This is a genomic window from Burkholderia territorii (genome assembly GCF_902833055.1).
GTDB classification, from domain to species: domain Bacteria; phylum Pseudomonadota; class Gammaproteobacteria; order Burkholderiales; family Burkholderiaceae; genus Burkholderia; species Burkholderia territorii.
In genome coordinates this window covers 1-22,872 of record NZ_CADFEJ010000034.1, presented here as the reverse complement: position 1 = coordinate 22,872, position 22,872 = coordinate 1, and the positions used below count along the sequence as shown (strand labels likewise).

Here is a 22,872-nt window from a genome sequence, read left to right as displayed (position 1 = left end):
CGCCGCTCCGCAACCGGCGAGTCCTGCCCGGGGATTGTTTCAAACAGTCAGAACCAGCGACAGGCCGTAGCGTGCAAGCTGAGCGTCGGCCGTCACGAGTTTCAGCGGTTCATGCCGAGCCTGCGCGACGAGCAAGCGATCGAACGGGTCGCGATGATGGTGCGGCAAATCTCGCACTGCGGCCCCATGCACGGCTCGAACCGGCAGTTCGCGTACCCCGCTTGTGCCGATCGAGCCGATCAATCGACCCACATCGATGTCGAGCTTCCCGAGGCCCGCCTTGATGGCGGCCTCCCAGATGCTCGCGCTGCTGACGAAGCGTTCGTCGGCCGCGGAGATCAGATCGCGTGCCTGCGCGCTCAGCTTCGGGTCGTTGGTCACGATCCATAGAAAGATGTGCGTGTCGAGCAACAAGCGCATCAGCGTCCCTCGAATGCGTCCAGCAGATACTCCGGCAGCGGTGCATCGAAGTCATCCGCGATCCAGGCCTGGCCCTGCAGGACGCCAAATCGCACGGGTAGCTTCGCCGACGCGACAGAGTCGACGGGAATTCCGTCAGTCGGGCGCGATACGTCGCCCGGTTGCGGCGACGCAATCGAAATGCCGTTGGGCAGCTTCGCGTTTTGCATGATGACCTCCGGTTCAGGTGTCCATCACTGTAGTCGGGTTCGCCAGATCGTTCCATTCGGCCGATCAGCAGAGGAAGGCCGACGCGCCTGCCACGGAGGGTCTCGTCACGCCGCCAGCACCGCCCGCTCCCCCGCCGTTGCTTCCCGCACCGCCTGCGTGACGATCCGCGCGAGCCGCTCCACGGTAGGCGTCGCCGACGACGTACGCCGCAGCAGCATCAGCGGCAGGCTCGGCAGCGCCGGCAGCCCGGACGACGGCGCATCGAGCACGCGCACCGACGCGGGCAGCCCGTAGTGCGAGCGCACCGTCAGCCCGAGGCCGGCCGCCGCCGCGGCCCACAACCCGGCCAGGCTCGGCGTCGTGAACGCGACGCGCCACGGCACGCCCGCGCGATCGAGCGCATCGGTCGCCGCGCCGAAGAAGCGGCACGGCCGGTCGAACACGACGAGCGGCAGCGGCTCGCCCGCCGCGCGCATCGCACGAAGACGCGCGCCGCCGTCGTCGGCCGCCTCGGCCGGCCCGTCGCCGTCCGGCATCCCGAGGCCGCCCGCGCCGACCGCCGCGATCCACTGCATCGGCACCTGCGCGATCGCGTCGCTGTCGATGCCCGCGCGCGACACCAGCGTCGCCGACGCCGGGTCACCCCACACGAGCGCGAGATCGAGCTGGTTCGCGTCGAGCCGCTCGAGCAGTTCGGCATTGCGCGCGACACGCGCCTCGATCCTCACCTTCGGATGCGCACGCGCGAAGCGCCCGAGCACGTCGGGCAGGATCGCTTCGCCGAAATCCTCCTGCAGGCCGACCCGCACCCAGCCGTCGAGATTCACGCCGCGCACGGCGGCGGCCGCTTCGTCGTTCAGCTCGATCATCCGCCGCGCATAGCGCAGCATCGCGTCGCCGGCATCGGTCAGCGCGAGCCCGCGCCCGGCCTTCACGAACAACGGCGTGCCGGCCTGTTCCTCGAGCTTGCGGATCTGCGCGCTCACCGCCGACGACGAACGCGCGACACGATCGGCGGCCTTCGCGAAGCTGCCGAGATCCACGCCCGCCACCAGGCTGCGCAACGCCGCGACGTCGAAGTTCGGCCGGGCCAGCGTGGCGTCGGGCGCCGCGTGGGCATTGTCTTGTCCGGACATCTCAATCATCCCGTTATATCGAACGATTCATCAAAAACTTTCCGATTTTCAGGATGAATGTAGGTCGTCACACTGGCGCTGTCAATTTCCACACGGATTCCGTCGCCATGGATACCTCCTGCCTCGCTTCTCCGTCCTCGCCCGCGCACGCCGTGCGCGGCCCGGCCCATCGCTGGCGCGTACTCGCGGCCGGCGTCGCCGCGAACATGAGCTTTTCCGCCGCCGCGGCCGGCATTCCGACCACCGCCGTATGGATGCGCTCGGCCTACCACCTCGACAATGGCGCGCTCGGCCTCGTGCTCGGCGCGCTCGGCTTCGGCGTCGCGCTGTCCGAGCTGCCATGGGGAATCGCCGCCGACCGTTTCGGCGATCGTCGCGTGCTGCTCACCGGCCTCGTCGCGACGGCCGCGATGCTCGCGCTGATGGTGGCCACGATCGTCCCGAACGCGCATGCGGTGCCGCCGCTCATGCGCGTCGTCGCGGCGATGTGCTGCGTCGGCCTGCTCGGCGGCAGCGTGAACGGGTCGAGCGGCCGCGCGGTGATGCGCTGGTTCGGCGAACGCGAACGCGGGCTCGCGATGAGCATCCGCCAGACGGCCGTGCCGCTCGGCGGCGGCGTCGGCGCGGCATTGCTGCCGTCGCTCGCGTCGCATGCGGGCTTCGCCGCGGTGTACGGCGCGTTGATGCTGCTGTGCGCCGGATCGGCCGCGCTGACGTGGCGCTGGCTGCACGAACCGCCCGACGCACCGGCCGGCGCGCACCGCCCCGCCGGGCTGCAGCAACACCAGCCGGCCGCGCCCGCGCGCAGTCCGCTGGCGAGCGGGCGCGTATGGCGCATCGTGCTCGGCATCGGCGCGCTGTGCGCGCCGCAGTTCGCGGTGCTCACGTTCGCGACCGTGTTCCTGCACGATTTCGGCCGGCTCGGCCTCGCGGGCATCAGCGCGGCGATGGTCGCGTTGCAACTCGGCGCGATGGTGATGCGCGTGTGGAGCGGCCGCCATACCGACCGGCACGGCAACCGGCGTGCGTACCTGCGCGGGTCGGTCTGCGTCGCGGCCGGTTCGTTCGCGCTGCTCGCGGCCGCGACCGCCGGCAGCCCGCACGTGCCGCTCGCCGCGATCGTCGCGATCCTCGTGTTCGCCGGCATCTGCGTGTCGGCGTGGCACGGCGTCGCGTACACCGAACTCGCGACGCTCGCGGGCGCGAACCACGCGGGCACCGCGCTCGGGATGGCGAACACGATCGTCTATCTCGGGCTGTTCGCAACGCCGCTCGCGATTCCGCCGCTGCTCGCCGTCAGCTCGTGGAGCGTGGTCTGGCTCGCGGCCGCGCTGGTCGCGGCTGCCACCTGGCCGCTGTTCGCGCGGTAGCGAGCGATCAACCCCGCATCGGCATCGCGACCTTGTCAAGCGTGATCGGCAGGTCGCGCACGCGCACACCCGTCGCATGATAGACAGCGTTCGCAATCGCGGCCGGCACGCCGGTGATCCCAATTTCGCCGATTCCGCGAATGCCGAGCGGATTGAAATGCGTGTCGCGCTCGTCGACGAAGGTGACGTCGAGCGTCCCGATATCCGCGTTCACCGGTACGTGATATTCGGCGAGATTCGCGTTCGTGAAGCGGCCGTGCCGCACGTCGAGATGCGAGCCTTCCTCGAGCGCCGTGCCGAGCCCCCACACCATCCCGCCGATCAGTTGGCTGCGCGCGGTCTTCGCATTGAGCAGGCTGCCGACGCTGTAGACGCCGACGATGCGCGCCACGCGGATCGTGCCGAGTTGCGCATCGACGTGCACTTCGGCGAACACCGCGCCGAACGAATGACTCGCGTAGCGCGACTTCTCGTCGCCCGGCTTCGTCGTCGCGAGCGCGTCGATCGGCCGGCCGCCCGCCCGCGCGATCACCGCGGCGGCCGGATCGCGCCGCGACGGGTCGCCGCGATGCACGACCCAGCCGTTGTCGACCGTGACGTCGTCGGCCGCGGCACCGTGCAGCGGCGACCCGGCATCGGCGATCGCCAGCGCGATCAGCTTCGCACGCGCCTGCAACGCGGCCTCGCGCACGGCCGGCGCGACGCTCGCCGCGGATTGCGAGCCGCCCGATACCGGCGCGCGCGGCAGGCTCGAATCGCCGAGCGCGAAGCGCACGTTCTGCAGCGCGAAGCCGAGCGCATCGGCGGCGACCTGCGTCATCACCGTGTAGGTGCCCGTGCCGATGTCCTGCGTGCCCGACGCCACTTCGGCCGTGCCGTCCGGGAGAATGCGCGCACGCGCCGTGGCCTCGCTGCGGTTCGCGGGATACGTCGCGGCCGCCATCCCGAGGCCGATCAGCGTGTCGCCGTCGCGCATCGTGCGCGGCGCGCCGGTGCGGCGAGACCAGCCGAAACGCTGCGCGCCGACACGGTAGCACTCGCGCAGCGCGTTGCTCGACCATGGCTTGCCGTCCTGCGGATCGACCTGCGCGTAATTCGCGAGCCGCAGCGCGACCGGGTCCATCCCCAGCCGCCACGCGAGTTCGTCCATCGCCGACTCCAGCGCGAACGAGCCGGACGCCTCGCCCGGCGCGCGCATGAAGGTCGGCGTGCCGACGTTCAGCGACACGATCCGGTGCGTGGTCGCCTGGTTCGGCACCGCATACATGATGCGCGACGGCATCCCGCACATCTCGGTCCAGTCCTCGAAGGTCGACGTCGTGACGACCGAGTCGTGCCGCATCGCCGTCAGCGTGCCGTCGCGGCGGGCAGCCAGCACGACGCGCTGTTCGGTGAACGGCCGCCCGCCGACCGGCCCGAACATCTGCGGGCGCGTGAGCACCAGCCGGACCGGGCGGCCGACCTGCTTCGCCGCCATCGCGCACAGCGACACGTGCGACCACGACGAGCCCTTGCAACCGAAGCCGCCGCCGAGGAACGGCGAAATCACGCGCACGTGCTCCGGCGCGATGCCGAAGACGGCGGCCACGGCCGCGCTCGCGCCCGACACGCCCTGCGTCGCGTCGTGCAGCGTGAGCGTCGGGCCGTCCCAGTGCGCCATCGTCGCGTGCGGCTCGATCGGGTTGTGATGCTGCATCGGCGTCGTGTAGGTCGCGTCGACGCGCACCGCGCCTTCGCGCAGGCCGGCGTCCACGTCGCCGCGTTGCGTGTCCATCGGGCGGCCCTGCTGCGTGGGCGGCACGCGCGCGCCACCCTTCGCATGCGCGAAATCCAGCGCGGCTTCGCTCGCGCGGTAGCGCACCTGCACGGCATTCGCGGCGTCGGTCGCATGCTCGAGCGTGTCGGCGACGACCACCGCGACGGGCTCGTTGCTGTAGCGCACCGTGTCGTCCTGCAGCAACGTGAGCCGGCGTCCGGCGGGCGGCGACAGTGGCGGGCGGCCGCCATTGGGCAGGCGCATCGCGTTCTCGTGCGTCATCACGAGCAGCACGCCGGGCATCGCGCGTGCGCGCGCCGTGTCGATCGACTCGATGCGGCCGGCGGCGATCGTGCTGGTCACGAGCACCGCGTGCGCCAACCGCGCATCGGTGAATTCGGCCGCGTAATGCGCGCCGCCCGTCACCTTCAGTACGCCGTCGACGCGGTCGAGCGGTTGTCCGGTCAGCGTGTTCATGCGGCACCTCCCGTCGCCGACGCGGCGATTTTCACTGCGCGGACGATCGCGCGCTGCGCGAGCGCGACCTTGAACGCATTGCCGTCGAGCGGATGCGCATCGCGCAGCGCAAGCGCGGCCGCCTCGTGCAGCACGGCGTCGGTCGGCGCGCGCCCCGCCAGATGCCGCTCGGCGTCCGCGGCACGCAACGGTTTGTGCGCGACGCCGCCGAGCGCGATCCGCGCATCGGCGATGCGCGGGCCGTCCATGCGCAGCGCGGCGGCCACCGACACCAGCGCAAATGCATAGCTCGCGCGGTCGCGCACCTTCAGGTAGTGCGCATGCTCCGCGAAACGCGGCGGCGGCAGGTCCACGGCGGTGATCAGTTCGCCCGCCTTGAGCGTCGTGTCGAGATCGGGCCGATCGCCGGGCAAGCGGTGAAACGTGGCGAACGGAATCTGCCGCGCACCGTTCGGCCCGCTCACCTGCACGACGGCGTCGAGCGCCGCGAGCGCGACGCTCATGTCCGACGGGTTCACCGCGACGCATTGCGGGCTCGCGCCGAGAATCGCGTGCATCCGGTTGTGGCCGCCGATCGCCGCGCAGCCGCTGCCCGGCTCGCGCTTGTTGCATTGCGCGAAGGCGGGATCGTAGAAATACGGGCAGCGCGTGCGCTGCATCAGGTTGCCGCCGACGGTCGCCATGTTGCGCAGTTGCGCGGATGCGCCGGCCAGCAGCGCCTGCGACAGCAGCGGATAGTCGGCGCGGATGCGCGAATGATCGGCCGCGTCGCTGTTGCGCACGAGCGCACCGATGCGCAATCCGCCGCCGGGCAGCGCATCGACCGTGTCGAGACCTTCGATGCGCGTGATGTCGATCAGCGTGACCGGCCGCGCGACGCCGCCCTTCATCAGGTCCAGCAGGTTCGTGCCGCCGCCGATGAACGCCGTGCCCGGCCGCTGCGCCGCCCGCACCGCACCGGCGACATCCGTCGCACGTTCGTATGTGATCGCTTCCATTGCGCTGGCCCCTAGGTGGCGGCCGCGTGCGCGGCGCGCACGGCGGCGACGATGTTCGGGTACGCGCCGCAGCGGCACAGATTGCCGCTCATGCGCTCGCGAATCTCGTCGTCCGACAGCTGCGCGGGGCGCTGCCGCACGTCGCCGGTGGCGGCGCTCGCGGCACCCGCCGCGAATTCGTCGAGCAGCGCGGTCGCGGAGCAGAGCTGGCCGGACGTGCAATAGCCGCACTGGAATGCATCGTGTTCGATGAATGCGTGCTGCACCGGGCTCAACACGCCGCCGCGCGCGAGCCCTTCGACGGTCGTGATCCGCTCGCCTTCGTGCATCACCGCGAGCGTCAGGCACGCATTGATGCGCCTTCCGTCGACGAGCACCGTGCATGCGCCGCATTGCCCCCGATCGCAGCCCTTCTTCGTGCCCGTGAGCCCGGCGTATTCGCGCAGCGCGTCGAGCAGCGTGACGCGCGGCTCGAGCTGCAGCGCGTATTCGCGTCCGTTGATGTCGAGACGAACGGGCTGCGCGGGTATCGCGTCGCGGTGCGTGACCGCGGATGGCGGCGCCGCGTACGGCGGCTGCGCATGGACGGGCGACGCGGCGCTGACCGTCGCCGCCGCCGCGGATTGCAGAAAGCGCCGCCGCGCGGCACTCGGCGGCGTATCGCGCGGCAACGGCGGCGCCGCTGACCGGCCGGCTCCAAGCGGCGACGGGGCGACATCGCGCGCGGGTTCGGCCGGTGGAAAATCGGATCGATCGCTGGACATGGCTTCTGCTCGCTCCATGGTTGATGGACGCGCAGTTGCCGCCCGCGCCCGGATGGCCGCGCGGGACGACACGCGCATATCGGCGCAGAGAGCAATTCCGGTGCCGCGAACGGGCCGTGGGCGACATCGCAGGGCGCTGGCGCACGGCGCACCGTGCCGGTTTGCCGTCGATGGCGCCCGCATGGCGCCATGCTGGCGCGCAGCTGGCTGCCTGCTGGCGAGACGGCAAGAAATGCCCGCTTTGCGGCGCAAGCGGCGATGCATCGAGCGCCGATCGCCACAGATTTACCGGCCGTCTCGCCGATGCCGTGCACGCGCACGCATCGCGCGTGTGCGGTCGTCGCACCGCACGCGCATGCAAATGCGTGCAGCTTCTGCATCCGCTGGAAAATTCCGCCGTGCATGGATGCGCCTTTCCGCGAAAGCGAGCGGTCAGGTTGGCGAAAGCATTTCGCGATCATGCTCCGGTCGCAAACGATTCACCGAATCGTCGCATCGCACCGGCATACTCGGAAACGTTCCCCGATCCGCCTGCCAGGAGAGAAGTCATGCGTCGCGTCGCCCTCGTCGTCCTATGTGCCGCCACCCTCGTCGCCGCCTGCAGCGACGACGCGCCGCACGACGCGCACGCGGCCGACGACGCCTCCCGGCAAGCCGGCGCATCGGCCGGCTCCGCGAGCGCGTTCAACAGCGGCCCGAGCGCCGCCGCGTCCGATGCCGCACCGCTCGCGCCGCCCGTCGTTCACTACCCGCCCGACGATGACGACGACACGAAGTCCGCGACGAACGCGGGCGCGTCCGGCGTCGCCGCATCGCCGGCACATTGATCCCGCCGTTGCTGTCCCTGCCCCCCGATCGCAGAACCGAGGTGAAATAACATGACGTCATCCAGCCGCCGCCGTTTCCTGCATACCGTCGCCCAATCCGCGGGCGCGGCCGTCGCGCTCAACGCGTTCCCCGAATCGATCCGCCGCGCGCTCGCGATTCCGGCCGCGCGCGGCACCGGCACGATCCGCGATGTCGAGCACATCGTCGTGTTCATGCAGGAGAACCGCTCGTTCGACCATTACTTCGGACACCTGCGCGGTGTGCGCGGCTACAACGACCGCTTCCCGATCCCGCTGCCGAACGGCAAGCCGGTGTGGTACCAGCCGTCGAAGGAAGACCCGGCGAAGCCCGTGCTGCCGTTCCGGCTCGACACGAAGACGACCAGCGCGCAATGCCTCGGCGCGCTCGACCACTCGTGGGCGAAAACCCACGCGGCGATCGACGGCGGCCGCTACGACCAGTGGCCCGCGAACAAGACCGACATGACGATGGGCTATCACGTGCGCGAGGACATCCCGTTCCACTACGCGCTCGCCGATGCGTTCACCGTGTGCGACCACTACTTCTGCTCGCTGCCGGGGCCGACGCACCCGAACCGCTCGTATCTGATGACGGGCACGATCGACCCGACCGGCAAGTTCGGCGGCCCGCTGCTCGACAACGCCGACTACGTCGACGGCGACCTGCCGCCCGCGTACCAGCTGCTGTCGTGGACGACCTTCCCCGAGCGGCTCGAGGCGCGCGGCGTGTCGTGGCAGATCTACCAGCAGGGGCTGACGTGGGCCGATCCGTACAACGGCAACTACGGCACGAACATCCTGCAGAACTTCACGAACTTCATCAACGCGAAGCCGGGCTCGTCGCTGTACCAGCGCGCGCAGACGGTGCGCACGCTCGACAACCTGAAGGACGACGTGATCAACGACCGCCTGCCGCAGGTGTCGTGGCTGCTGCCGCCCGCCGTCTTCTCCGAGCACCCGAAATACACGCCCGCGTACGGCGCGAACTACACGTCGCAGATTCTCGATGCGCTCACGGCGAACCCGGACGTATGGGCGAAGACCGTGCTGTTCATCATGTACGACGAGAACGACGGCTTCTTCGATCACATCGTGCCGCCGCAGCCGCCGACGTCGGCCGCGCAGGGCGCATCGACCGTGACCACCGACGGCGAGCTGCACACGGTCGTGAATCCCGGCCGCGGCGGCAGCTACACGGCCGACGGCCTGCCGTACGGCCTCGGGCCGCGCGTGCCGATGACGGTCGTGTCGCCGTGGTCGAAAGGCGGCTTCGTGTGCTCGCAGGTGTTCGACCACACGTCGGTGATCCGCTTCATCGGCGAGCGCTTCGGCGTCGACGAACCGAACATCACGCCGTGGCGCCGGACCGTCTGCGGCGACCTCACCGCCGCGTTCGACTTCCGCTCGTCCGACGCGACGTTCCCGACGCTGCCCGACACGAGCCAGTACCGCACGATCGCCGACCAGCAATGCACGTCGCAACCCGCGCCGACCGTGCCCGCGACCCCGTCGCCGATCGATCCGCAGGAGCCCGGCGTGCGCCCGGCGCGTGCGCTGCCGTACGAGCTGCACGTGAACGCGAGCATCTACGGCGGCAATACGCTGCGCATCGAATTCGCGAACCGCGGCAACCAGGGCGCGCACTTCCAGGTGTACGCGACGAACCGCACCGACGGCCCGTGGCGCTACACGGTCGGCGCGCGCCGCGTGCTGCACGCGGACTTCGACCTGACGGAGACGAACGGCGCGTATTCGTTCTCGGTGTATGGGCCGAACGGCTTCGTGCGGATGTTCGCGGGCAACGTGTCGGCCGCGACGGCACGCCGCCGCAATCATGCGCAGCCGGAAGTGAAGGCCGGCTACGACATCGCGAACGGCAACCTGTACCTGAAGTTGCGCAACCACGGCACCGGGCACGTGACGCTGACGCTCGCCGACAACGCCTATGGCACGCCCGCGCGCCAGGTGACGCTGCACGGCGGCGACGAACACGTCGAGCAATGGGCACTCGCGTCGAGCCACCACTGGTATGACGTGACGGTGAGCGACGGCGCGAACGGCACGTTCTCGCGCCGCTTCGCGGGCCACGTCGAGAACGGCCGGCCGAGCTACTCCGATCCGGCCGCCGTGCGCCCCGTTTCCGCGTCGTAAGCGCCGGCGGCACGCGCTGCGCGGCCGTTGCCGCGCGGTGCGTGCGCGTACGCGTCCGCGTGAGCGTCAGATCGCGTGCGCGAGCGCGCGGTCGACGAGCGCGGCATCGAAGCTGTCGTCCGCGTCGCGAAAGCGCAGCGGCGCCGCGCAGTGCACCAGCGTGTCGATGAAGTATTTCGCGCGCGGCCACGGGCCGAAGCCGGCCGCGGTGTTGATGTGTCCCGCGTCGCCGAGGTTGACGAATGCGCTGCCGAGCCGCTGCGCGAGCGTGCGCGCATCGGCGAGCGGCATCCACGGATCGGTCTCGCTGCCGATCACGATCGACGGCACCGCGAGCCGGCGCGCGTCGAACGGCCCCGCGAACGTGAATTTCTTCGGACTGGCCGGCGCGACGAGCAGCACGCCGGCGACCTCGGCCGCCTGCGGCCACTGCGCGAGCGCATGCGCGGCCGCGAGGCAGCCGAAGCTGTGCGCGGCCAGCACGAACGGGCCGCGCTCGCGCTCGAGCAGCGCGCGCACGGACTGCGCCCAGCGTGCGAGATCGGGCGCATCCCAGTCGGCCTGCTCGACCCGCAGCGAACGCGGGAACTGCCGCTCCAGCCAGGTCTGCCAGTGGGCGCCTTCGCTGCCGTGCAGGCCCGGAACGGTCACGAGCCGCGGCGGCCACGCCGATTTGCTGCATGCGCGCATGATTGCCCTCGCTTGCTTTGCTTGAAGACGAGATTCGATTGTGGCGCGGCGCGCGCGAGGACCGAACCAATATTTTGTGCTTTGCTTTTGCGCGGGAAGGCCGCCGGCACGCCCGCCGGCACGCGCCGCCCGGTGCGGGCCGGCCGCCTCGCGGCGGCGCAACGCGCCGCGAAACCGTAGAATGTGGGCTTCCCGCTTGCCTTGCATCGGATCGAACCAGGCGCCGCCGCGCCGGTTCCGATCGACAGGAGACGCCCGATGTCCGCTACGCCCGCCGGCGCGCTGCGCCCGTTCCATCTCGCCTTTCCCGTGTCGAGCCTCGCCGCCGCGCGCGCGTTCTACGGCGGCCTGCTCGGCTGCCCGGAGGGCCGCAGCTCGGAACACTGGGTCGACTTCGACTTCTTCGGGCACCAGCTCGTCGCGCATCTCGCGCCGGAAGAAACCGGCAAGAGCGCGGTGAACCCGGTCGACGGCGACGACGTGCCCGTGCGCCATTTCGGCGTCGTGCTGTCGATGGACGAGTGGCACGCGCTCGCCGACAAGCTCAAGGCCGCGCACACGCGCTTCGTCATCGAGCCGCACATCCGCTTCAAGGGCGAGGTCGGCGAGCAGGCGACGATGTTCTTCCTCGATCCGTGCGGCAACGCGCTGGAGTTCAAGGCGTTCGCCGACATCGGCCAGCTGTTCGCGAAGTAGACGCATGAAGATCCTGTTCCATTCGCCGCATCAGGAAGCCGACGCATGGCGCGACGCGCTCGCGCAAGCGCTGCCCGAGGCCGAGCTGCGCGCATGGCAGCCGGGCGACACGGGCGCCGCCGACTACGCGCTCGTCTGGCGCGCGCCGCGCGAGCTGTTCGCGCCGCGCGACGGCCTGCGCGCGATCTTCAATCTCGGCGCGGGCGTCGACGCGCTGCTCGCGCTCGAGCGCGAGTATCCCGGCACGCTGCCGCGCGACGTGCCGCTCGTGCGGCTCGAGGATTCGGGCATGGCGCGGCAGATGATCGAATACGTGACGCATGCGGCGCTGCGCTATCTGCGCCGCTTCGACGAATACGACGCGCTGCAGCGCGAGCGCCGCTGGCAGGTGCTCGAGCCGCATGCGCACGCGAGTTTCACCGTCGCGGTGCTCGGCCTCGGCGTGCTCGGCGCGCAGGTCGCGCGGGCGCTCGCGGCGCTCGGCCTGCCGGTGCGCGGCTACAGCCGCAGCCCGAAGCGGCTCGACGGTGTCGAGACGTTCGCGGGCAACGACGCGTTCGACGCATGCATCGACGGCGCGAAGATGCTCGTGAACCTGCTGCCGAGCACGCGCGATACCGACGGGATCCTGTCGGCACGCACCTTCGCACGGCTCGCGCCGGGCGCGTACCTGGTGAACGTCGCGCGCGGCGCGCATCTCGTCGAGGCCGACCTGCTCGACGCGCTCGCGAGCGGCCGGATCGCCGCCGCGACGCTCGACGTGTTCCAGCATGAGCCGTTGCCGGCCGATCATCCGTTCTGGCACACGCCGCGCATCACGATCACGCCGCACAGCTCGGCCGAGACGCTGCGCGACGAAGCCGTCGAACAGATCGCCGGCAAGATCCGCGCGCTCGAGCGCGGCGAGCGCGTCGGCGGCATCGTCGACTACGCGCGCGGCTACTGAATTCCGCCCATACCAAACTGGAGACAACCATGACGTTCCCCACCGCCGTCAAGATCGTCGAAGTCGGCCCGCGCGACGGCCTGCAGAACGAAAAGACCTTCGTGCCGACCGACGTGAAGATCGCGCTCGTCGATCGTCTGTCGCGCGCCGGCTTCCGCAATATCGAGGCCGCATCGTTCGTGTCGCCGAAATGGGTGCCGCAGATGGCCGACGGCGCCGACGTGATGGCCGGCATCGAGCGTCGCGCGGGCACCGTGTACTCGGTGCTCACGCCGAACCTGAAGGGCTTCGAGAATGCGCTCGCCGCACGCGCGGACGAAGTCGTGATCTTCGGTGCGGCGAGCGAGGCGTTCTCGCAGCGCAACATCAACTGCAGCATCGCCGAGAGCATCGCGCGCTTCGAGCCGGTCGCGAAGGCCGCGAAGGATGCCGGCCTGCGGCTGCGCGGCAGCGTGTCGTGCGCGCTCGGTTGCCCGTACCAGGGCGACGTGCCGGTCGCATCGGTGGTGGACGTCGTCGAACGCTTCGCCGCGCTCGGCTGCGACGAGATCGACATCGCCGACACGATCGGCGTCGGCACGCCGAAGCGCACGCGCGAAGTGCTGTCGGCCGTCACGCGCGTGTTTGCGCGCGAGCGGCTGTCGGGCCACTTCCACGACACCTACGGCCAGGCGCTCGCGAATATCTACGCGGCGCTGTTCGAAGGAATCGAGATCTTCCACGCATCGGTCGCCGGGCTCGGCGGCTGCCCGTACGCGAAGGGCGCGACCGGCAACGTCGCGACCGAGGACGTGCTTTACCTGATGCAGGGCCTCGGCATCGACACCGGCATCGACCTCGCGCAAGTGGTCGCCGCCGGCGACTTCATCTCGAACGCGATCGGCCGCGCGAACGTGTCGCGCGCCGGTCGCGCGCTGCTCGCCAAGGCGCAAAGCTCGGCCGACGCGCCGAGCTGCGCATGACCTCGACATTCACGGATACCCCATGACGACACCCGCTTCATTCGACTCTCTGCCCGATTCCGCGCGACGCGTCGCGCTGCTGCTGCGCGAACGCGGTCATTCAAAAGAAATCGTGATGCTCGCCGAAACCGGCAAGACGTCCGCCGAGGCCGCGGCCGGGCTCGGCTGCTCCGTCGCGCAGATCGCGAAGTCGATCCTGTTTCGCCGCGAATCGGACGGCCTGCCGGTGCTGGTCGTCGCGAGCGGCGTGAACCGCGTCGACGAGAAGAAAGTCGCCGCGCAAGTCGGCGCGGTCGGCCGCGCCGACGCGAAATTCGTGCGCGACAACACCGGCTATGCGATCGGCGGCGTCTGCCCGATCGGCCATCTCGTCGAACCGGTCACGCTGATCGACGCCGACCTGCTCGAACTCGACAGCCTGTGGGCGGCCGCCGGCCATCCGCACGCGGTGTTCAACCTGTCGCCGCAGGAACTCGTATCGCTGACGGGCGCGCCGGTCGCGGACGTCGCGCTGCGCAACGACGCATGAGCGACGTTCCGGTAACGGCCGGCACGGTCGCGTCGCCGTGCACCGACGTCTGCAGGATCGATCCGCGCACCGACTGGTGCGCGGGCTGCCTGCGCACGCGCGACGAGATCAAGGGATGGCGCGCGTCCGACGACGACGCGAGGCGCCTGTTGCTCGCGCGGCTCGACGCGCGGCGGCGGCTGCTCGCGCGCAGCGGCGCATAAAAAAATGCCGTTCGGCCTGCCTGGCGAACGGCATGAGATCGGAATCCTGTGAACGTGATCAACGTCACAGCCCGCATCATACGAGCGACGCCGCAGCGTCGCATCGGGTGTTTCCCTACAACTTCTTACAGCACTTCGCGCGCGCAATCTCCGGTTGCCGACACGCCGCCGGCGGGTGTCGGCAACGCGCCGTAGCGGCAATCCGTAGCGGCGAGCCGTAGCGGCAGGCCAAATCGCACGACCGTTTCAGTTGCCGACCGCCGCGCGACGCGCCGGCACGATGCGCCAGCCGAGATTCACGCCGGCCGCCGCGAGCAGGATCAGCAGCGCGCCGAGCACCTGCGTCCATGCGAGCGTCTGCCCGAACGCGACGCGATCGACGATGATCGCGACGATCGGATAGACGAACGACAGCGCGCCCGTCATCGCGACCGGCAGCTTCTGGATCGCGCCGTACAGCAGCACATACATCAGGCCTGTGTTGACGACGCCGAGCACGACGAGGTCGAGCCACTGCGCGGCCGTCGCCGGCAAGCTGCCGAAATGCGCGAACGGCGCGAGCAGCACGATGCCGAGGCCGGCCTGCAGCAGCGCGAGCAGATGCGGCGGCGTGCCCTTCAGCTGCTTCGTGACGATCGACGACACCGCGTACAGGAACGCCGCGCCGAGCGACAGCGCGACGCCTTCGAGATATTCACCGGGCACCGCGAGCACGGCCGGCTCGACGCGCACCACGCACACGAGCCCGATGAAGGCGAGCGCGAGCCACGCGATCGTCGACGCGCTGATCCGTTCGCGGAACACGATCGCGCCGAGCGCGACGAGCATGAACGGCTGCGTGTTGTAGACGGCGGTCGCCATCGAGATCGACGCGCGCGAATACGCGGCGAACAGCAGCAGCCAGTTCGCGACGATCGCGACGCTGCCGAGCGTGGCGAGCGCGAGCATGCGCGGCGAGAACAGCGCGCGACGCAGGAAGCCGAGCGCGGCGCAGACGATCGCGAGCGTCGCGCCGCCGAACAGGCAGCGGAAGAACACGACGTTGGTGAGCGGTTGCTGCGACGACATCACGAGCCAGCCGATCGTGCCGGACATCAGCATCGCGACGACCATCTCGGCCGCACCGCGGCGGATTTCGTTCGAGGCCATCATGGACTCCGTTTGACGAGAGAGGATGACTTCGATTCTAGGAACTTGCTTTCCGCGCATCCACGACTAAACTGAAGCGAAACCGCCGATTCACCTTCGAAAGCAAAGCGATCATGTCGAAACGCCTTTCCCCGCCCGCCGTCGCGTCGCTGGATGCGACCGACCGCGCGATTCTCGCGGCGCTCGCCGAGGATGCGCGCATCGCCACCAGCGAACTGGCGCGCCAGATCGGGCTGTCGGCGCCCGCGACCGCCGACCGCGTGCGACGGCTCGAAGCGCAGGGCGTGATCGCGGGTTTCACCGTCGAGCTCGACCCGCGCGCGCTCGGCTACACGCTGCAGGCGATCGTTCGCGTGAAGCCGCTGCCGGGGCAGCTGCATCTGGTCGAGGAGGTGCTGCGGCGGATTCCGGAATTCGTCGAATGCGACAAGGTGACCGGCGAGGACTGCTTCATCTGCCGGCTCTACCTGCGCACGATCGAGCACCTCGACGACATCCTGGCGAAGGTCACCGAACGCGCGGAAACGAGCACGGCGATCGTGAAATCGACGCCGGTGCCGCGCCGCCTGCCGCCGCTGGTCGACGACGACGCCGCCGCGCGCCGCTGACCGCCGCCGCGCGGCAGGCTCACCCGCCAGAAGCGGCGGCAGGCACCGCTCACGCGGCCGCGTCGCGCGCCTCGAAGAACGCGAGCAGCTCGTCGATCAGCGCGACGGGCGCCTCCTCCGGAATGTAGTGGCCGCAATCGAGCGCGCGACCGCTGACGTCGCGCGCGACGCGCCGCCATTCGTCGAGCGGATCGAAGCAGCGTCCGACGATCCCGTTTTCGCCCCACAGCACGCGCAGCGGGCACGCGACCTTGTTGCCGCGCTCGAGATCCGCGCGGTCGTGTTCGAGATCGATCGTCGCCGACGCGCGGTAGTCCTCGCACATCGCATGCACCGCGCCCGGCTGCGCGAGCGCGGCGCGATACGCGGCGAGCGCCTGCGGCGCGAACGGCGCAAGCCCGGCGGACCGGTTGCCCATCACGCGCTCGATGTACGCGTCGGTGCGGCCTTCGATCAGCGTCTCGGGCAACGGTGCCGGCTGGATCAGGAAGAACCAGTGGAAATACGCGGTCGCGAACGCGCGATCGGTTTGCTCGTACATCGCGAGCGTCGGCGCGATATCGAGCAGCATCATCCGCTCGACGGCCGCCGGATGATCGAGCGCGAGCCGGTGCGCGACGCGCGCGCCGCGATCGTGCGCGCACACGTGGAATTGCTCGAAGCCGAAATGCCGCATCACGGCGACCTGGTCGGCCGCCATCGCGCGTTTCGAATACGGTGCATGCCGCGCATCGCTCGGCGGCTTGCCCGACGCCCCGTAGCCGCGCAGGTCGGTCGCGATCACCGTGAAATGATTCGCCAGCGTCGCGGCGACGCGATGCCAGATCATGTGGGTCTGCGGATGGCCGTGCAGCAGCAGAAGCGGCGGCCCCGCGCCTCCTTTGACACCGAAGATGTCGGTGTCCTGCACCATCACGCGAAACGGTGCAAACGCCTCAAACGACATGGTTTGTTTCTCGTTGGTTTGTTATGGCGGCTATTGTAGGAGCGCACGGCCGGGCGCTGCGCGCGCCAGATGCCCGAATGCGTAGAACGAGAGCACTCACTCGATTGTGGACATGCCGCGCCGTTTGCTAAGCTCGCGTAGAATCGCACGACCGTTCGTATTAATATGAGCGCATCGCTGCACCGCTACACTCGAAGCATCGTTCGACCGCCAAGCATTGATGCCGGCATCGGCGCGCCCGCGCCGCATCCGGCCGCCCCTCGAGACTGGAGACATCACATGGCATTGCCCGCCGTCCTGCAGAACCTGACGCTGCCCGTCATCGCGTCGCCGATGTTCATCGTCAGCTATCCCGAACTCGTGCTCGCGCAGTGCAAGGCGGGTATCGTCGGATCATTTCCCGCGCTCAACGCCCGTCCAGCCGAACTGCTCGACGAATGGCTCACGCAGATCCAGGCCGAGCTCGCCGATCACAAGGCGAAGCATCCGGATGCGGTGATCGGCCCGATCGCGGTCAACCAGATCGTCCATCAGTCGAACGTGCGGCTCGAACACGACGTGCGCGTGTGCGTCGAGCACAAGGTGCCGATCTTCATCACGAGCCTGCGCGCGCCGGCGCGCGAAATCGTTGACGCGGTGCACAGCTACGGCGGCATCGTGCTGCACGACGTGATCAACCTGCGCCACGCGCAGAAGGCGCTCGAGGCAGGCGTCGACGGGCTGATCCTCGTCGCGGCCGGCGCCGGCGGCCACGCGGGCACGACGTCGCCGTTCGCGCTTGTTGGCGAAGTGCGCAAGATGTTCGACGGTCCGATCGTGCTGTCCGGCTCGATCGCGAACGGCGGCTCGATCCTCGCCGCGCAGGCGATGGGCGCCGATCTCGCGTACATGGGCACGCGCTTCATCGCGACGCAGGAAGCGCACGCGGTCGAGGACTACAAGCATGCAATCCTCAACGCGAAATCGTCCGACATCATCTACACGAACCTCTTCACCGGCGTGCACGGCAACTACATCCGCGAGAGCATCGAGAAGGCCGGACTCGATCCGGACGCGCTGCCGGAATCGGACAAGTCGAAGATGAATTTCGGCGGCGACAAGGCGAAGGCGTGGAAGGACATCTGGGGTGCCGGCCAGGGCGTCGGCCTGATGGACGACCTGCCGAGCGTCGGCGCGCTCGTCGAGCGGCTCAAGCGCGAGTACGACGAAGCGAAGGCGCGCCTCGGCATCGCGCGCTGACGCGAGCGGCGGCGGGTTGCGCGGCCGCCGCGCATGCACGCGCCCGGAAATGAAAAAGCGCGAACCGCAATGGTTCGCGCTTTTTTTTCGTCCGATCGAGCCGTGTCGGCGGCCTCAGGCGCGCTTTATTCGCGCGATCGGCAACACGCGCAGGCGCGCTTCGATCGACGGGCACAGCGACTGCCCTTCGAAGCGTGCGGCGAGAAAGTCGACGAACGAGCGCACCTTCGCGGACACGTGGCGGCGGCTCGCATACACCGCATAGATCGGCGCCTCGTGCGGCGGCACCGAGTCGAGCAGCACCGGCACGAGCCGGCCGGATTCGATGTCGTCGCCGATCACCTCGGTGCCGAGCAGCGCGATGCCCGCGCCCGCGAGCACGGCCGCGCGCAGCCCCTCGAGATGGTTCACGATCAGGTTGCCGTTCAGGTTCACACGCGACGCGGCGGCCGCATCGATCACGAGCGAATCGAGCATCGTCGAATTCGAATCGCGGCGCAGGTAGTTGTGGTGCGCGAGATCGGCAATCGCCCGCGGCGTGCCGTGCTTCTCGAGATACTCGGGCGACGCGACCAGCAGGATGTGCGCGGTCGCGATCTGGCGCGCGACCAGCGACGACGATTTCAGTCCGTTCGGCGCCGCGCGCACCGCGACGTCGTAGCCTTCCTCGATCAGGTCGACCACGCGATCGGACAGCGTCATGTCGACGGTCACGTCCGGGAACCGGCCCGCATAATCGGTGACGGCCTGCATCACGTGCCGCAAGCCGAACGCGGACAGCGACGTCACGCGCAGGCGGCCCTGCGGCACGACGCTGGCGGCGCCGACCGCCTGTCCGGCCTCGTCGAGCTCCGACAGTGCCTGCACGAGGCGCTCGTAGTATTCGCGTCCCGCCTCGGTCGGCGCGACGCGTCGGGTCGTGCGATGCAGCAGCCGCGCGCCGAGCTGCTGCTCGAGATGCATCACGTGCTTGCTCGCCATCGCGGCCGACATCTGCATGCGCTCCGCCGCGCCGACGAAGCTGCCCACTTCGACGACGTAGCGAAACACATTCATGCTGACGAGGGTATCCATCGAACTAGCTCGCAATTCCTGGGAATCATGCAATTACGAGATAGGGTAACAAAGGCGAGGAAACAAAAAGGTCAACAAAGGCAAAACGGCGCCGCGTGAAGCGGCGCCGTTTCGGGGCTGCAAGCCGGCAGGCCGGACACGCGATGCGAGCGTGTGCGGCACGCAGATCGTCAGAACTTCGCGCGGATGCCTGCGCCGAACGTGTTGCCGCTCGACAGGCCGCTGATGTGGTCGTTCATGTATGCAGCATAGACGTCGGTGCGCTTGGACAGCGGGTAGTCGTAGCCGACGGCCCAGGTCTGGCGCGTCTGGTCGAGGCCGCCGCCATCGCGCGAGTACGCATACGATGCCATCGCGTTGCCGACGCCGAGCGGCACCGACACGCCGCCCTGCGCGGTGTTCACGTGCCAGCTGCCGGCGACCTGGTCGTTCTTCGTATACATGTACTGGCCGAACAGCTTCACGTACTTCAGGTCGTAGGTCGCGCCGACCAGCCCGATGCCCTGGCTCTTCATGCCGGTCACGAGCGAGCTCAGGTCCTGCGGGCCGTTGTTGAAGTTCACGTACTGGTAGACGGCGGTCGCCGCGAACGGGCCGTTCGCGTAGTTGAACTGCGCGCTCCACTTTTTCGAGCGGTTGTCGCCGGCCGTGTTGCCGAGCGCGTACATCGCCGCGAAATTCAGGCCACCGAACGAAGGCGACGTGTACGACAGCGCGTTGTTCCAGCCCGAATCGCCGACCGCGCCCTGATCGCTCGGATAGGTCGGGAACGTGCCGAGGCCGAGGAACACGTGGTACACCATCGGCGAGAACGTGTACGAGTCGTAGAACGGGTTGAACAGGATCGTCGACAGGAACAGGTGCGTCGTCAGGCGGCCTGCCGTCACCGTGCCGTACGGCGAGCTGACGCCGACGTACGCGTTGCGCGCGAAGAACGTGTCGCCCTGGAAGCGGCCGAACTGACCGTTCTGCGCACGGAAGAAGCTCTCCAGCGTGAAGATCGCCTTGTAGCCGTCGCCGAGATCCTCCGCGCCGTGCAGGCCCCAGTAAGAGGTCGACATCCCGCCGCCCGACACGTTCCATGCGCGATCGCCGCCCGGGAACTTGGTGGCGCCGACCCATTCGTCGACCTGACCGTAGAGCGAGACGCTCGATTGCGCGTGGACGGGTGCCGTTGCCGCCACGCAGGCGGCCGCGGCGATCAGCTTGACGGACGTGCGCGACGCACGGCGAGCGAATGCTTTCATGGGATCTCCAGGATTTGTCGAAGTGTCGATAAGTGGCGCGAGCGTTGTTTTTTGGAGCCGATTGCTTGCGTCGTATGGGGCGCAGCCATCTTTACGGATCATTCGTCCGGTCAAAATTGCGCACACTTATTGCGGGTATAGCGGCGGCATTAACTTCGCTGAATCGGCCTGTGGCCAGGCGCGCCGCAGCGGCCCCGCGCGGAGCGCTCACGCGACGGGCAGGCCGCCGGCGCGCGCGTACCGGGCGCGAAAGATAGCGCAATGCGACGGGAAAATCAGCGGAAATCTGCGCGCGACTGTGGCGAATTCGCATCACAGCCGGCAGGGCGAACGCGCGAGGCGTTCAGTTTCGGTAGAACGGAGAGAAAAACGGCGAGCGGGAAGGTTCTTCCTGTGCGCGAGGGGGCGGCATCGGACGGCCGCCGCGCTCCTCGTTGTAGCGCGCGACGTCGGCGCGGATCGAGCCGGCTCGCAGCGGCACGTTGCCGCCGCCCGGCGGGCGCGGCATCTGGCGGGAGTCCGCGCTGATCGGGCGATACGGGCTTTGCGCGGCGTAATGGCCGTAGGACGGCGTCGGCCGCAGCCCCCAGCGGGAACCGTAGCCGCTCACGCCGCCGGTACGCGCACCGCCCGGCGGCAGCGCCCGGCGCCACACCGGCGCGTTGCCGGCCGGCTGGCCGAACGCGCGCATGTCGCCGCCACCGAAACCGTGACCGAAGCCCTGGCCGCCGCCGAACGCCTGGCCGCCGTGCGGCGGCTGCGCGAGCGCGAGCGGCATCAGCAGTGCGCCGAGCACGCCTGCCACCCATCGTCCGACCTTCAGTTTCACCCGTTCCGTCATCATTCAGTGCCTGTTGCCGCTCGCCGCCGGGTGTTGCCGGCCGACGCAAGCCTTTCAGCAGTAATTTATGAGCGCCCCGAAACGGTGTCGAGCCAAAAAGTGTTAGGTCGCGGGCATCGGTGTAACACCATGTTACTGCTAGGTTTTTTCACTTCAGGGCGCAATCGCGGCAGAACATTCTTCTGCCATTGTGCGCATCGGCTGCCCGTCGCCGGCACGGCCTTCGGATGCAGGCGATTCATCAATCGATTCGCACAATGAATTTGTGTATTGAATGGTCAACCGGGACAATATCGGCTTCGCGCGCGACGCGCGCGCCTGCCGTTTCCGAATCGAGTTTCCCGATGGCCCGTCCCCGTTTCCTTCCCGACAACTTCACGCTCGCGCTCGTCGGTACCGTCGTGCTCGCGAGCCTGCTGCCGTGCCGCGGCCCCGCCGCCCATGCATTCAATTGGGCGACCAACGTCGCGGTCGGCCTGCTGTTCTTCCTGCACGGCGCGAAGCTGTCGCGCGAAGCCGTCGTCGCGGGCGCGACCCACTGGCGGCTGCATGCGGTCGTGCTGCTCAGCACGTTCGCGCTGTTCCCGCTGCTCGGCCTCGCGCTGAAGCCCGTGCTGCAGCCACTCGTCACGCCGGCGCTCTACGCCGGCGTGCTGTTTCTGTGCACGCTGCCGTCGACGGTCCAGTCGTCGATCGCGTTCACGTCGATCGCCAAGGGCAACGTGCCGGCCGCCGTGTGCGCGGCGTCCGCGTCGAGCCTGCTCGGGATCTTCGTGACGCCGGCGCTCGTCGGGCTGATGATCACGTCGCAGTCGGCCGCGGCCGCGTCGCCGTGGAGCACGGTGGGCAGCATCGTGATGCAGCTGCTCGTGCCGTTCATCGCCGGCCAGTTGCTGCGGCCGGTGATCGGCCGCTGGATCGAACGCAATCGCGGCGTGCTGCGCTTCGTCGACCAGGGCTCGATCCTGCTCGTCGTCTACGTCGCGTTCAGCGAGGCCGTGAACCAGGGGCTGTGGCACCAGATTCCGGCGCGCGCGCTCGGCGGCCTGCTGGTCGTCAACGTCGTGCTGCTGGTGATCGCGCTGGTGCTGACCACGTTCGTCAGCAAGCGGCTCGGCTTCAACCGCGCCGACCAGATCACGATCATCTTCTGCGGCTCGAAGAAGAGCCTCGCGGCCGGCGTGCCGATGGCGAAGGTGATTTTCTCCGCGCAGGCGGTCGGCGCGATCGTGCTGCCGCTGATGCTGTTCCACCAGATCCAGCTGATGGCGTGCGCGGCGCTCGCGCAGCGCTGGGGCGCGCGCGACATGCGCGGCGAGCGTGACGGCGACGAGGGCGCGGCCGACGCCGCACGCGCACGCGAAGCACTGAGCGCGGGCAAGCGCTGAGCGCGGCTGCGCGGCCGGCGTGGCTGGCCGCGCGCGGGTATTGGCGTCGTTCTGGTTCCGCTTCCTGCTTGCTTCAGGTTTGGTGCTTTCTGCGCCTTCTGCGCCTTTTGCGCCTTTTGCGCCTTTTGCGCCTTTTGCGCCTTTTGCGCCTTTTGCGCCTTTTGCGCCTTTTGCGCCTTTTGCGCCTTTTGCGCCTTTTGCGCCTTTTGCGCCTTTTGCGCCTT

At 69.2% G+C, this 22,872-nt stretch carries 24 protein-coding genes; 12 read left to right on the top strand and 12 right to left on the bottom strand.

Translation table 11 applies throughout. The features are described 5' to 3' along the window. Nucleotides 1-39: 39 nt before the first annotated feature. The 3 genes from HW466_RS30100 to HW466_RS30090 all read right to left on the bottom strand — a co-directional run bounded on the left by HW466_RS30100 (nt 40) and on the right by HW466_RS30090 (nt 1,766). Nucleotides 40-420, bottom strand: a complete 381-nt coding sequence (locus HW466_RS30100) for a type II toxin-antitoxin system VapC family toxin (protein WP_151004909.1) — start codon at nt 418-420, stop codon at nt 40-42. Next, the gene (locus HW466_RS30095; protein WP_059944924.1) at nt 420-629 is read right to left on the bottom strand and encodes a hypothetical protein; all 210 of its coding nucleotides are present in this window, start codon (nt 627-629) and stop codon (nt 420-422) included. The genes HW466_RS30100 and HW466_RS30095 overlap by 1 nt, the downstream gene beginning before the upstream one ends. Nucleotides 630-734: 105 nt before the next feature. After that, on the bottom strand, nt 735-1,766 hold the full coding sequence (locus tag HW466_RS30090) for a LysR substrate-binding domain-containing protein (protein ID WP_059869165.1): 1,032 nt from the start codon (nt 1,764-1,766) through the stop codon (nt 735-737). 107 nt (nt 1,767-1,873) lie between these two features. Between HW466_RS30090 and HW466_RS30085 the strand changes: the two genes are divergently transcribed. After that, nucleotides 1,874-3,136, top strand: a complete 1,263-nt coding sequence (locus tag HW466_RS30085; RefSeq protein ID WP_059544865.1) for an MFS transporter — start codon at nt 1,874-1,876, stop codon at nt 3,134-3,136. Between the two features lie 7 nt (nt 3,137-3,143). Here HW466_RS30085 and HW466_RS30080 read toward each other — a convergent pair whose 3' ends face one another. Genes HW466_RS30080 through HW466_RS30070 form a run of 3 tightly spaced genes read right to left on the bottom strand, consistent with a single transcriptional unit; the run spans nt 3,144 to nt 7,131 of the window. Further along, nucleotides 3,144-5,369, bottom strand: coding sequence for a xanthine dehydrogenase family protein molybdopterin-binding subunit (locus HW466_RS30080; protein WP_174905942.1), 2,226 nt, complete (start codon nt 5,367-5,369; stop codon nt 3,144-3,146). Further along, a complete protein-coding gene (locus HW466_RS30075; RefSeq protein ID WP_151006591.1) occupies nt 5,366-6,367 on the bottom strand; it encodes an FAD binding domain-containing protein in 1,002 nt (333 codons plus the stop codon). Before HW466_RS30075 ends, HW466_RS30080 begins: the two co-directional genes overlap by 4 nt. Nucleotides 6,368-6,378: 11 nt before the next feature. Then, on the bottom strand, nt 6,379-7,131 hold the full coding sequence (locus HW466_RS30070) for a (2Fe-2S)-binding protein (protein ID WP_174905941.1): 753 nt from the start codon (nt 7,129-7,131) through the stop codon (nt 6,379-6,381). Nucleotides 7,132-7,679: 548 nt separating this feature from the next. Here HW466_RS30070 and HW466_RS30065 point away from each other — a divergent pair. Next, nucleotides 7,680-7,958 carry a hypothetical protein gene (locus tag HW466_RS30065; protein ID WP_174905940.1) on the top strand — a complete coding sequence of 93 codons (279 nt, stop codon included), beginning with the start codon at nt 7,680-7,682 and terminating at the stop codon, nt 7,956-7,958. A 51-nt stretch (nt 7,959-8,009) separates the two neighbouring features. Next, nucleotides 8,010-10,130 (top strand): phosphocholine-specific phospholipase C, encoded by a 2,121-nt coding sequence (locus tag HW466_RS30060; RefSeq protein ID WP_059544859.1) that lies wholly within the window; start codon nt 8,010-8,012, stop codon nt 10,128-10,130. A gap of 66 nt (nt 10,131-10,196) precedes the next feature. Here HW466_RS30060 and HW466_RS30055 read toward each other — a convergent pair whose 3' ends face one another. Further along, a complete protein-coding gene (locus tag HW466_RS30055; protein ID WP_059507861.1) occupies nt 10,197-10,820 on the bottom strand; it encodes an RBBP9/YdeN family alpha/beta hydrolase in 624 nt (207 codons plus the stop codon). Nucleotides 10,821-11,078: 258 nt separating this feature from the next. Between HW466_RS30055 and HW466_RS30050 the strand changes: the two genes are divergently transcribed. Genes HW466_RS30050 through HW466_RS30030 form a run of 5 tightly spaced genes read left to right on the top strand, consistent with a single transcriptional unit; the run spans nt 11,079 to nt 14,156 of the window. Next, nucleotides 11,079-11,516: a VOC family protein gene (locus HW466_RS30050; protein WP_060346141.1), complete on the top strand. Its 438-nt coding sequence runs from the start codon at nt 11,079-11,081 to the stop codon at nt 11,514-11,516. A 4-nt stretch (nt 11,517-11,520) separates the two neighbouring features. After that, the gene (locus tag HW466_RS30045; RefSeq protein WP_174905939.1) at nt 11,521-12,462 is read left to right on the top strand and encodes a 2-hydroxyacid dehydrogenase; all 942 of its coding nucleotides are present in this window, start codon (nt 11,521-11,523) and stop codon (nt 12,460-12,462) included. 29 nt (nt 12,463-12,491) lie between these two features. Continuing rightward, nucleotides 12,492-13,424, top strand: a complete 933-nt coding sequence (locus HW466_RS30040; protein ID WP_059807856.1) for a hydroxymethylglutaryl-CoA lyase — start codon at nt 12,492-12,494, stop codon at nt 13,422-13,424. Nucleotides 13,425-13,446: 22 nt separating this feature from the next. Further along, nucleotides 13,447-13,953, top strand: coding sequence for a YbaK/EbsC family protein (locus HW466_RS30035; RefSeq protein ID WP_059451595.1), 507 nt, complete (start codon nt 13,447-13,449; stop codon nt 13,951-13,953). Beyond that, nucleotides 13,950-14,156 (top strand): DUF1289 domain-containing protein, encoded by a 207-nt coding sequence (locus tag HW466_RS30030; protein ID WP_059451596.1) that lies wholly within the window; start codon nt 13,950-13,952, stop codon nt 14,154-14,156. The genes HW466_RS30035 and HW466_RS30030 overlap by 4 nt, the downstream gene beginning before the upstream one ends. A 246-nt stretch (nt 14,157-14,402) precedes the next feature. Here the strand turns inward: HW466_RS30030 and HW466_RS30025 are convergent, their stop codons facing one another. After that, nucleotides 14,403-15,305 carry a DMT family transporter gene (locus HW466_RS30025; RefSeq protein ID WP_151006383.1) on the bottom strand — a complete coding sequence of 301 codons (903 nt, stop codon included), beginning with the start codon at nt 15,303-15,305 and terminating at the stop codon, nt 14,403-14,405. Nucleotides 15,306-15,418: 113 nt separating this feature from the next. Between HW466_RS30025 and HW466_RS30020 the strand changes: the two genes are divergently transcribed. After that, nucleotides 15,419-15,913, top strand: coding sequence for an Lrp/AsnC family transcriptional regulator (locus HW466_RS30020; protein WP_059768568.1), 495 nt, complete (start codon nt 15,419-15,421; stop codon nt 15,911-15,913). A gap of 49 nt (nt 15,914-15,962) precedes the next feature. Here HW466_RS30020 and HW466_RS30015 read toward each other — a convergent pair whose 3' ends face one another. Then, nucleotides 15,963-16,859 (bottom strand): alpha/beta fold hydrolase, encoded by an 897-nt coding sequence (locus HW466_RS30015; RefSeq protein WP_059768565.1) that lies wholly within the window; start codon nt 16,857-16,859, stop codon nt 15,963-15,965. 279 nt (nt 16,860-17,138) lie between these two features. Here HW466_RS30015 and HW466_RS30010 point away from each other — a divergent pair, with 279 nt between their 5' ends. After that, nucleotides 17,139-18,098 (top strand): NAD(P)H-dependent flavin oxidoreductase, encoded by a 960-nt coding sequence (locus tag HW466_RS30010; RefSeq protein WP_059507867.1) that lies wholly within the window; start codon nt 17,139-17,141, stop codon nt 18,096-18,098. A gap of 114 nt (nt 18,099-18,212) precedes the next feature. Here HW466_RS30010 and HW466_RS30005 read toward each other — a convergent pair whose 3' ends face one another. The 3 genes from HW466_RS30005 to HW466_RS29995 all read right to left on the bottom strand — a co-directional run bounded on the left by HW466_RS30005 (nt 18,213) and on the right by HW466_RS29995 (nt 21,260). Then, a complete protein-coding gene (locus HW466_RS30005) occupies nt 18,213-19,172 on the bottom strand; it encodes a LysR family transcriptional regulator (RefSeq protein ID WP_059451601.1) in 960 nt (319 codons plus the stop codon). Between the two features lie 170 nt (nt 19,173-19,342). Continuing rightward, nucleotides 19,343-20,419 carry a porin gene (locus HW466_RS30000; RefSeq protein WP_044846147.1) on the bottom strand — a complete coding sequence of 359 codons (1,077 nt, stop codon included), beginning with the start codon at nt 20,417-20,419 and terminating at the stop codon, nt 19,343-19,345. A 343-nt stretch (nt 20,420-20,762) separates the two neighbouring features. Beyond that, nucleotides 20,763-21,260: a hypothetical protein gene (locus tag HW466_RS29995; protein ID WP_059768676.1), complete on the bottom strand. Its 498-nt coding sequence runs from the start codon at nt 21,258-21,260 to the stop codon at nt 20,763-20,765. Nucleotides 21,261-21,604: 344 nt separating this feature from the next. Between HW466_RS29995 and HW466_RS29990 the strand changes: the two genes are divergently transcribed. After that, the gene (locus HW466_RS29990) at nt 21,605-22,648 is read left to right on the top strand and encodes a bile acid:sodium symporter family protein (RefSeq protein ID WP_174905938.1); all 1,044 of its coding nucleotides are present in this window, start codon (nt 21,605-21,607) and stop codon (nt 22,646-22,648) included. 40 nt (nt 22,649-22,688) lie between these two features. Beyond that, nucleotides 22,689-22,872 (top strand): hypothetical protein (locus HW466_RS31730; protein WP_208456260.1); only part of this gene is annotated, 184 nt, incomplete at its 3' end.

Bases quoted from the DNA above. Each gene is read 5' to 3' on its own strand.
- HW466_RS30090 (WP_059869165.1), bottom strand. From the start codon at position 1,766: ATGTCCGGACAAGACAATGCCCACGCGGCGCCCGACGCCACGCTGGCC.
- HW466_RS30050 (WP_060346141.1), top strand. From the start codon at position 11,079: ATGTCCGCTACGCCCGCCGGCGCGCTGCGCCCGTTCCATCTCGCCTTT.
- HW466_RS30010 (WP_059507867.1), top strand. From the start codon at position 17,139: ATGGCATTGCCCGCCGTCCTGCAGAACCTGACGCTGCCCGTCATCGCG.
- HW466_RS30060 (WP_059544859.1), top strand. From the start codon at position 8,010: ATGACGTCATCCAGCCGCCGCCGTTTCCTGCATACCGTCGCCCAATCC.
- HW466_RS30000 (WP_044846147.1), bottom strand. From the start codon at position 20,419: ATGAAAGCATTCGCTCGCCGTGCGTCGCGCACGTCCGTCAAGCTGATC.
- HW466_RS30030 (WP_059451596.1), top strand. From the start codon at position 13,950: ATGAGCGACGTTCCGGTAACGGCCGGCACGGTCGCGTCGCCGTGCACC.
- HW466_RS30070 (WP_174905941.1), bottom strand. From the start codon at position 7,131: ATGTCCAGCGATCGATCCGATTTTCCACCGGCCGAACCCGCGCGCGAT.
- HW466_RS30025 (WP_151006383.1), bottom strand. From the start codon at position 15,305: ATGGCCTCGAACGAAATCCGCCGCGGTGCGGCCGAGATGGTCGTCGCG.
- HW466_RS30005 (WP_059451601.1), bottom strand. From the start codon at position 19,172: ATGGATACCCTCGTCAGCATGAATGTGTTTCGCTACGTCGTCGAAGTG.
- HW466_RS30040 (WP_059807856.1), top strand. From the start codon at position 12,492: ATGACGTTCCCCACCGCCGTCAAGATCGTCGAAGTCGGCCCGCGCGAC.
- HW466_RS30015 (WP_059768565.1), bottom strand. From the start codon at position 16,859: ATGTCGTTTGAGGCGTTTGCACCGTTTCGCGTGATGGTGCAGGACACC.
- HW466_RS29990 (WP_174905938.1), top strand. From the start codon at position 21,605: ATGGCCCGTCCCCGTTTCCTTCCCGACAACTTCACGCTCGCGCTCGTC.
- HW466_RS30055 (WP_059507861.1), bottom strand. From the start codon at position 10,820: ATGCGCGCATGCAGCAAATCGGCGTGGCCGCCGCGGCTCGTGACCGTT.
- HW466_RS30080 (WP_174905942.1), bottom strand. From the start codon at position 5,369: ATGAACACGCTGACCGGACAACCGCTCGACCGCGTCGACGGCGTACTG.
- HW466_RS29995 (WP_059768676.1), bottom strand. From the start codon at position 21,260: ATGACGGAACGGGTGAAACTGAAGGTCGGACGATGGGTGGCAGGCGTG.
- HW466_RS30095 (WP_059944924.1), bottom strand. From the start codon at position 629: ATGCAAAACGCGAAGCTGCCCAACGGCATTTCGATTGCGTCGCCGCAA.
- HW466_RS30035 (WP_059451595.1), top strand. From the start codon at position 13,447: ATGACGACACCCGCTTCATTCGACTCTCTGCCCGATTCCGCGCGACGC.
- HW466_RS30065 (WP_174905940.1), top strand. From the start codon at position 7,680: ATGCGTCGCGTCGCCCTCGTCGTCCTATGTGCCGCCACCCTCGTCGCC.
- HW466_RS30045 (WP_174905939.1), top strand. From the start codon at position 11,521: ATGAAGATCCTGTTCCATTCGCCGCATCAGGAAGCCGACGCATGGCGC.
- HW466_RS30100 (WP_151004909.1), bottom strand. From the start codon at position 420: ATGCGCTTGTTGCTCGACACGCACATCTTTCTATGGATCGTGACCAAC.
- HW466_RS30075 (WP_151006591.1), bottom strand. From the start codon at position 6,367: ATGGAAGCGATCACATACGAACGTGCGACGGATGTCGCCGGTGCGGTG.
- HW466_RS30085 (WP_059544865.1), top strand. From the start codon at position 1,874: ATGGATACCTCCTGCCTCGCTTCTCCGTCCTCGCCCGCGCACGCCGTG.
- HW466_RS30020 (WP_059768568.1), top strand. From the start codon at position 15,419: ATGTCGAAACGCCTTTCCCCGCCCGCCGTCGCGTCGCTGGATGCGACC.